The organism is Streptomyces sp. UH6, assembly GCF_013421635.1.
GTDB lineage: Bacteria > Actinomycetota > Actinomycetes > Streptomycetales > Streptomycetaceae > Streptomyces > Streptomyces abyssomicinicus.
In genome coordinates this window covers 1-4,564 of sequence record NZ_JACADT010000446.1, presented here as the reverse complement: position 1 = coordinate 4,564, position 4,564 = coordinate 1, and the positions used below count along the sequence as shown (strand labels likewise).

Sequence of the window (4,564 nt, the reverse complement as noted above, 5' to 3'; positions counted from 1 at the left end):
GGCCGGGCGCTCGGCGGCCTTCTCGTCCTCCAGGCGCAGGGTCAGCGAGATCCGCTTGCGCGGGACGTCGACGTCCAGCACCTTCACCTTGACGATGTCGCCGGGCTTCACCACGTCCCGCGGGTCCTTGACGAAGGTCCGCGACATGGCCGAGACGTGCACCAGGCCGTCCTGGTGGACGCCGACGTCGACGAAGGCGCCGAAGGCGGCCACATTGGTGACCACACCCTCCAGGACCATCCCCGGCTCCAGGTCGGTGATCTTCTCGACGCCCTCCTTGAAACCGGCCGTCCTGAACGCCGGACGCGGGTCGCGCCCCGGCTTCTCCAGCTCCTTGAGGATGTCGGTCACCGTCGGCAGACCGAAGGTCTCGTCCACGAACTGCTCGGGCCGCAGCGAGCGCAGGACCGAGGTGTTGCCGACCAGCGCGGCCGTCTCCTGGCCCGTGGCCTTCACCATCCGGCGCACCACCGGGTACGCCTCGGGGTGCACGCTGGAGGCGTCCAGCGGGTCGCCGCCGCGGATCCTCAGGAAGCCCGCGCACTGCTCGTACGCCTTGGGGCCCAGACGGGCCACCTTCTTCAGCTCCGCGCGCGAGGCGAACGGCCCGTTCTCGTCGCGGTGGCGCACGATGTTCTCCGCCAGCGAGGAGGAGATGCCCGAGACCCGGGCCAGCAGTGGCGTGGAGGCCGTGTTCACGTCCACGCCGACGCCGTTCACACAGTCCTCGACGACCGCGTCCAGCGAGCGGGACAGCTTCACCTCGGACAGGTCGTGCTGGTACTGACCGACACCGATCGACCTGGGGTCGATCTTCACGAGCTCGGCCAGCGGGTCCTGGAGCCGCCGCGCGATCGAGACCGCGCCGCGCAGCGAGACGTCCATCTCCGGCAGCTCCTGGGAGGCGAAGGCGGAGGCCGAGTACACGGAGGCGCCGGCCTCGGACACCATCACCTTGGTGAGCTTCAGCTCCGGATGCCGGGCGATCAGGTCACCGGCCAGCTTGTCGGTCTCCCGGGAGGCCGTGCCGTTGCCGATGGCGATCAGCTCGACGGCGTGGCGCTGCGCCAGCCGGGCCAGCTTGGCGAGCGCCTCGTCCCACCGGTTGGCGGGGACGTGCGGGTGGATCACGTCCGTGGCGACGACCTTGCCCGTCGCGTCCACCACGGCGACCTTCACGCCGGTGCGGTAGCCGGGGTCCAGGCCCAGCGTGGCCCGGGTGCCGGCCGGGGCGGCGAGCAGCAGGTCGCGCAGGTTGGCGGCGAACACGCGCACCGCCTCGTCCTCGGCGCCCGTGCGCAGCCGCAGCCGCAGGTCGATGCCCAGGTGCACCAGGATCCGGGTGCGCCAGGCCCAGCGGACGGTGTCCTTGAGCCACTTGTCGGCCGGGCGGCCCCGGTCGGCGACGCCGAAGCGGTGGGCGACGATCCCCTCGTACGAAGACGGCCCCTCGACCGGCTCCTCCGGCTCCAGGGTCAGGTCCAGGACCTCCTCCTTCTCACCGCGCAGCAGCGCGAGCACCCGGTGCGAGGGCAGCGCGGCGAAGGGCTCGGCGAAGTCGAAGTAGTCGGCGAACTTGGCGCCGGCCTCCTCCTTGCCCTCCCGCACCCTGGAGATCAGGCGGCCCCGCGTCCACATCCGCTCGCGCAGCTCGCCGATCAGGTCGGCGTCCTCGGAGAACCGCTCGGTGAGCACGGCCCGCGCGCCGTCCAGCGCCGCCTGCGGATCGGCCACGCCCTTGTCCGGGTCGACGAAGCCGGCCGCGGCGGCGAGCGGCTCCACCGACGGGTCGGCCAGCAGCCCCTCCGCCAGCGGCTCCAGCCCGGCCTCCCGGGCGATCTGCGCCTTGGTACGCCGCTTCGGCTTGAACGGCAGGTAGATGTCCTCCAGGCGGGCCTTGGTGTCGGCCTCCCGGATCCGCGCCTCCAGCTCCTCGGTGAGCTTGCCCTGCTCGCGCACCGACTCCAGGACGGCGGTGCGGCGCTCCTCCAGTTCCCGCAGGTACCGCAGCCGCTCCTCCAGGGTGCGCAGCTGGGCGTCGTCCAGCCCGTCCGTCGCCTCCTTGCGGTACCGGGCGACGAAGGGCACCGTCGACCCGCCGTCCAGGAGGTCCACGGCGGCCCGGACCTGCCGCTCCCGTACGCCGAGCTCCTCGGCGATCCTGCCTTCGATGGACGCTGTCAGGGGTGTCGTCACGATCCCGTACCGCCTTCTGAAGCCTCGAGTTCCGCCGCAATTCTGGCAGGTCGCACCGACGAACGGCGGGCAGGGCGTGCGCGGACACGGAAAGGCCCGGCCGGCCGGCCGGGCCTTTCCGTGTTCTTTCCGATGTTTTCGCGCGTTGTTCCGCGACGTTCCGCGACTCGTTCTACGACGGCCGCGCGCGCCGGACGCGCGCGCTCAGGCGCGTCGGCCGTGCGCCGTGGAGGAGGCGCCGCCGAACAGCCGGGCGACGGCCCGGAAGGGCAGCGTCACCACGGTGGCGATCGCGCCGGCGATCTGGCGCAGGACGTCCGCTACAGCTCGGAACACGTTGGTCACCTTCCCTCGCTCTCCCCGGCCGGAGGTCCCGGGCCGGGGAGACTACAGGTAACCGGCCCTGTCGCGGACATGCGCATTTTTCCCGGAACGGGCCCTCGGGGGTCAGCGCGGCCAGGTGAAGGAGGGGGAGCGGCGCTCCAGGAAGGCGGCGACCCCCTCCTCGAGGTCCCGGCTCGCCCGTGCCGCCGCGGCCCAGTGGGCGTCCCGGTCGGTGCGGCCGTCCGCGAACTCCTTCGCCGCGGCCTGGGTGAGCCGGGAACGCGAGGCCAGCACCCGGGTGAACGCGGCGACCCGCGCGGCCAGCTCGCCGGCCGGCAGCAGCTCGTCGGCCAGACCCGTCCGCAGGGCCCGCTCCCCGTCGACCAGTTCGCCGGAGAACAGCAGGTACTTCGCGGCCGAGGGCCCCACCAGGGACACCAGCCGCCGCGTGGAGGAGGCCGGGTAGACGATGCCCAGCTTGGCCGGCGTGACCCCGAAGAGGGCGCCCTCCTCGGCGAAACGCAGGTCGCAGGCGGCGGCCAGCTGGGTCCCGCCGCCCACGCAGTGCCCGCGCACCACGGCCAGTGTGGGCACGGGGAACGCGGCCAGCGCCTCCTCCGCCTCCACGGCCAGACGCTGGGCCACCTCCGAGGAGTCGCGCAGTCCCGAGATGTCCGCGCCCGCGCAGAAGGTGTTCCCCTCCCCGGTGAGCACCAGGACGCGCACGGCGTCGTCCGACGCCAGCGTCTCCAGCAGCGGCGGCAGGGCCCGCCACATCGCGTTGGTCATGGCGTTGCGCCGGGCGGGGTGGCTGATCACGACGGTGGCGACGCCGTCGGCGACGCTGTGCGACAGATGGGGCTGCATGCGGCGGATGGTACCGGCGGGCTGGGTACTCGGACCGGCACCACGGCAGGACGGCACGACCGGCGAGGAGGCCGCGATGAGCGGGATCAGGGCGAAGGACGAGCGGGCACGGATCAACCGGAGCTTCGGCTGGCTCGCGGCCCTCGGGGTGGCGCTGGTGATCGCCGGCATCGTCGGTCTGGTCTACACCGGGGTGGCGACCCTGACCACCATGCTGCTGTTCGGCTGGCTGCTCCTGATCGGCGGCGTGGTCGGGCTGCTGCACGCGGTGCAGGCCCGCGGCACCGGGTTCTTCTGGCTGGGTGTGGTGGTCGCGGCCCTGAACATCGCGGCCGGCGTGGTGATCCTGGTGCGCCCGGACGTGGCGGCGGTCTCCCTGACCCTGTTCGCGGCGCTGCTGTTCCTCACCGGCGGGGTGTTCCGCGTGGTGGGCAGCCTGGTGGTGCGCGGGCCGCAGTTCGGCTGGACGCTGGTGCAGGGCGCGTTCGGCCTGCTGCTGGGCATCCTGGTGCTGAACTCCTGGCCGAGCGACAGCCGCTACGTGCTGGGCACCTTCTTCTCGCTGGCGCTGCTCTTCGACGGGCTGGGCCTGATCGCCACCGGCTTCGGCGGGCGCAACGTCGTGGGCATGGTGACCGAGGCCGACCGGTCCGACCGCACGCACCGCACCGACCGGACGCTCGGCGGCGACGCCTACTACGCGGGCCGCTCGGACGCGGAGCGGAACGTGGACGCCGGGGAGCGTACCGGCCCGGGGCGCGAGGAGCGCCGGGGGCAGGGGGACGTTCCGCCGCAATAAGCGGAAGAGTTCGCGAACCTTCGCCAAGCCGCGCAGGAGCGATCCTGCAACAGCCTTTGGCATACCCCACCGGTCAACAGTGATCGATAGTGATCGTTTTCCTGTCACCGTCCGGGCAATGACCTGCCGCTTCCCACACTCAGGGGTGTGGTGACAGTCGAGCACGAGGGCGGGGACCGGACGATGGAGGACCGAGGGCGCGGAGAGGAGCCGGGCCCACCGGGTCCTGCGGCGGCGGTCGCGCCGCCCGGTGCGCACGCGCCCTACGAGGGCGTGTGGAGGTTCACCGCCCCCGCCGTGGACGCCTCGGTGCCGCAGGCGCGGCGGGCCGTACGGGACCTGCTGCGGCGGCAGGGGGTGCCGGCCGACGACGACGTG

At 72.9% G+C, this 4,564-nt stretch carries 4 protein-coding genes and 1 pseudogene; 2 read left to right on the top strand and 3 right to left on the bottom strand.

Annotation, left to right across the window (positions count from 1 at the left end; translation table 11 throughout):
- The 3 genes from HW445_RS19530 to HW445_RS19525 form a co-directional block, all read right to left on the bottom strand.
- Window positions 1-2,196, bottom strand: a 2,196-nt coding sequence (locus HW445_RS19530) for a Tex family protein (RefSeq protein ID WP_180222283.1), incomplete at its 3' end; no start/stop codon positions are given.
- Between the two features lie 204 nt (window positions 2,197-2,400).
- Window positions 2,401-2,532 (bottom strand): LPFR motif small protein, encoded by a 132-nt coding sequence (locus HW445_RS33670; RefSeq protein WP_277350858.1) that lies wholly within the window; start codon window positions 2,530-2,532, stop codon window positions 2,401-2,403.
- A 111-nt stretch (window positions 2,533-2,643) separates the two neighbouring features.
- Window positions 2,644-3,387, bottom strand: a complete 744-nt coding sequence (locus HW445_RS19525; protein WP_180222282.1) for an enoyl-CoA hydratase/isomerase family protein — start codon at window positions 3,385-3,387, stop codon at window positions 2,644-2,646.
- Window positions 3,388-3,463: 76 nt separating this feature from the next.
- On the opposite strand from HW445_RS19525, the gene HW445_RS19520 reads away from it, so the two are divergent.
- Together HW445_RS19520 and HW445_RS19515 are read left to right on the top strand one after the other, a co-directional pair.
- Complete coding sequence (locus HW445_RS19520) at window positions 3,464-4,186, top strand: HdeD family acid-resistance protein (RefSeq protein ID WP_180222281.1); 723 nt, start codon at window positions 3,464-3,466, stop codon at window positions 4,184-4,186.
- A 183-nt stretch (window positions 4,187-4,369) separates the two neighbouring features.
- Window positions 4,370-4,564 (top strand): annotated as a pseudogene (locus tag HW445_RS19515) (ATP-binding protein); the annotation flags it as partial.

Bases quoted from the DNA above. Each gene is read 5' to 3' on its own strand.
- HW445_RS19525 (WP_180222282.1), bottom strand. From the start codon at position 3,387: ATGCAGCCCCATCTGTCGCACAGCGTCGCCGACGGCGTCGCCACCGTC.
- HW445_RS19520 (WP_180222281.1), top strand. From the start codon at position 3,464: ATGAGCGGGATCAGGGCGAAGGACGAGCGGGCACGGATCAACCGGAGC.